3 protein-coding genes are annotated in these 3382 nt (G+C 73.6%); all 3 read left to right on the forward strand.

The window, feature by feature from the left end:
- A partial coding sequence (locus tag AB8Z36_RS35470) for an FAD/NAD(P)-binding protein (protein ID WP_369217504.1) occupies positions 1–1935 on the forward strand: 1935 nt, incomplete at its 5' end.
- Positions 1936–1986: 51 nt separating this feature from the next.
- A complete protein-coding gene (locus tag AB8Z36_RS35475) occupies positions 1987–2439 on the forward strand; it encodes a DoxX family protein (protein WP_369217505.1) in 453 nt (150 codons plus the stop codon).
- Between the two features lie 285 nt (positions 2440–2724).
- Positions 2725–3351 carry a DedA family protein gene (locus AB8Z36_RS35480; protein WP_369217506.1) on the forward strand — a complete coding sequence of 209 codons (627 nt, stop codon included), beginning with the start codon at positions 2725–2727 and terminating at the stop codon, positions 3349–3351.
- The last annotated feature ends 31 nt before the right edge of the window (positions 3352–3382 follow it).

Below are 3382 nucleotides of genomic sequence, written 5' to 3' on the forward strand. Positions count from 1 at the left end.
GCACTGGTCGGCGCGGGCCCGCGCGGCACCAGCGTGCTCGAAAGGATCTGCGCGTCGGCGGCCGAACTCCTCGACCCCGGGACGCGGCTTACGGTCCATGTCATCGATCCGGCGCCGCCGGGCCCGGGGCAGGTCTGGCGGACGTCGCAGCCCGCCGAGCTGCTCATGAACACCGTCGCCTCCCAGGTCACCCTCTTCACCGACCCGAGCGTCGACTGCTCGGGCCCGGTCCTGCCGGGGCCGAGCCTGTACGAGTGGGCGGCCGCCGGGCCTGAGCCGGGGCTCGGACCCGACGACTATCCGACCCGCGCCTGCTACGGCCGCTATCTGGAGTGGGTCTTCGCCCGGACCGTGCGCGAGGCCCCCGCACAGGTCCGGGTGCGGGTCCACGCGGCGCGGGCGCTGCGGCTCGACGAGACGTCCGACGGGCTCCAGACCCTCGTACTGGACGACGGCGTCGAGCTGACCGGGCTCGCGGCCGTCGTCCTCGCGCAGGGGCACCTGCCCGTCCGCCCCGACCGCGAGCAGGAGCTCCTCGCCGAGCACGCCGCGCGGCACGGCCTGCGTCACTTCGCGCCCGCCAACCCGGCCGACGTGGACCTCTCCGCGATCGCCCCCGGCGAACCCGTCCTGCTGCGCGGCCTCGGCCTCAACTTCTTCGACCACATGGCGCTGCTGAGCACGGGGCGCGGCGGGCGGTACACGCGGACGCCGGACGGCACCCTGCGCTACGAGCCCTCGGGCCACGAGCCCCGGCTCCACGCGGGCTCCCGGCGCGGCGTCCCCCACCAGGCGCGCGGCGACAACGCCAAGGGGCCCTACGGACGGCACGTCCCCGCCGTACTCACCGACGACGTCATAGCCCGCTTCCGCAAGCGCGCGGACAGCGGTGACGCGCCGGACTTCCTCGGCGAGATATGGCCACTGGTCGCGAAGGAGGTGGAGACGGTCTATTACGGGGCATTGCTGGCCGCACGAGGCGGCCGGGCGGCGTTCCCGGGGGAGGGAGCCGCGGACTTCCAGGGGCGATTTCTGGCCACCGAGCACCGGAGCGCCGAGGAAACGCTCGTTCTCGACGAGTGGGGGATCACGGATGCCGAGCGTTGGTGCTGGGACCGGCTGGCCCACCCGCATCCCGACGGGGGCTTCGCCGGGCCCGGGGAGCACCGCGCCTGGCTCCTCGGGTACCTCCGCGCCGACGCCGCGCAAGCGGCCCTCGGCAATGTCGCCGGACCGCTCAAGGCGGCGCTCGACGTCCTGCGTGACCTGCGCAATGAGCTGCGCAGGGTGGTCGACCACGCGGGCGTCACCGGCGCCTCGCGGCGTGCGCACCTCGACCGGTGGTACACCCCGCTCAACGCCTTCCTCTCGATCGGTCCGCCGCGCCGCCGCATCGAGGAGATGGCCGCGCTGATCGAGGCGGGCGTGCTCGACGTCCTCGGCCCGGGCATGACCGTACGGCCGGACGGCGGGGCGTTCGTCGCGTACTCCCCCGATGTGCCCGGATCGGAGATCCGCGTGCGCACGCTCGTCGAGGCCCGGCTGCCGGAGCCGGATGTGCGCCGCACGGGGGACGAACTGCTCGCGCGACTCATGGTGACGGGCGGCTGCCGTCCGCACCGGGTCGACGGCCACGAGACGCGCGGAGTGGACGTGACGCCGCGCCCCTACCACCTGATAGATCATCAAGGTTGTTTCCATAAGCGACGGTTCGCGTTCGGGGTGCCGACAGAGGGAGTGCACTGGGTGACCGCCGCGGGGGCCAGACCCGGCGTCGACTCGGTCACCCTGTCGGACGCGGACGCGGTGGCGCGGGCCGCTCTGCGCACGCTGACCTCGGGTTCCGGAGGGTCACTCCGCTCCGCGGAGACGGAGCGGGCGGGGGCCCCGCATGACCGAATGTTGAACTTGCAAGCACTAATTAGGTTCGCCTAATCTTGGGCCTCCGCTCGGTTCCGTCCCCCTCGACCGAAGGAGTTCCCCACCATGACTGGACGTCTCAACAGCGCCCAGCCCTACGCCATAGGCCTGTTCCGCATAGTCATCGGCCTGCTCTTCGCCTGCCACGGCGCCGCCTCGCTCTTCGGCGTGCTCGGCGGCGCGGCCGGCAGCGGCGGCACGATCGACGCGGGTACGTGGCCCGGCTGGTACGCGGCCGTCATCCAGCTCGTCGGCGGCGGTCTGGTTCTCCTCGGCCTCGGCACCCGCGCCGCCGCGTTCATCGCGTCCGGCTCGATGGCCTACGCCTACTTCAAGGTGCACCAGCCCGAGGCGCTGTGGCCCATGGAGAACGGCGGCGAGGCCTCGGCGATCTTCTGCTGGGCGATGCTGCTCTTCGTCTTCACCGGGTCCGGCGCGTTCGGCCTCGACCGGCTCTTCGCGGCGCGCGGCGCCAGCGAGGACGACAAGGCCGCGGAGCGCACGCCGGTCGCCGCCTGACGGCCGACGCCCTCCGGCGCCCCCTTCCTCCGCGGCCCGTACGTCCCGGTCCTCCGTGGCCCGTACGCCCGGAGGGAGGGGGCGCCGCCGTCTTCGCCCGGCCTTGCGGCTGCGTACGGGTGAAGGGCGGCGCCTGATGAACGTGACATGGCGAACATCCGAGCCCCCAGTGGATCATCGGCGGTGCGTGCGGCGTACGCTGTAGAGCTGTCATCAGGCCGCTCCTGCCGTCCCCCGGAACACAGCGGCAACGCGCTGCCGTCCGGGGAGTAACGGGGAGTTGTCGTGCTTGAAAGCGTGGGGGCGCTGACCGGAAGTCCATGGATCTACGCGGTCGTGGCCTTCTCCGTCCTCTTCGACGTCTTCGTCCCCGTGCTGCCGAGCGGCGTGCTCGTCATCATGTCGGCGACGGCGGCGGCAGCGGCGGGCACGGGGCGGGTACCGCACAACGTCCCCGACATCCTGCTCCTCACGCTCAGCGCGGCCACCGCGTCAGTGCTCGGTGACATGGCGGCGTTCCGCCTCGCCTGGCGCGGCGGCGCCCGACTGGAGCGCGCCATCGCCCGCTCGCGGCGGCTGACCTCTGCGCAGGCGAAGCTCGGCGCGGCGCTGGCCAGGGGCGGCGGCATCCTGTTCGTCATCGCCCGCTTCGCCCCCGCGGGCCGTTCGATCGTCTCCCTCGGCGCGGGCGCGGCCCACCGCAGACTCCGCGAGTTCCTCCCCTGGTCGGCGCTCGCGGGCGTGGCCTGGGCGGGCTACAGCGTGGCCCTCGGCTACTTCGGCGGCCAGTGGCTCGGCGCGACCTGGCTGGCCACCGGCGTCTCGGCCCTGGCGCTCGTCGCGGCGGGGGCGGGGGCGGCGTTCCTGGTGCGCAGGCCGACGGCGACGACGGCCACGACCGCCGGGGGCTGAGCCCCGCACTCCCCGCCGGACCTCTTCGGAC

The sequence above is a fragment of the Streptomyces flavofungini genome (assembly GCF_041028215.1).
GTDB lineage: Bacteria > Actinomycetota > Actinomycetes > Streptomycetales > Streptomycetaceae > Streptomyces > Streptomyces flavofungini_B.

Excerpts from the sequence above, each read along its gene's own strand:
- AB8Z36_RS35475 (WP_369217505.1), top strand. The coding sequence starts at position 1,987 with ATGACTGGACGTCTCAACAGCGCCCAGCCCTACGCCATAGGCCTGTTC.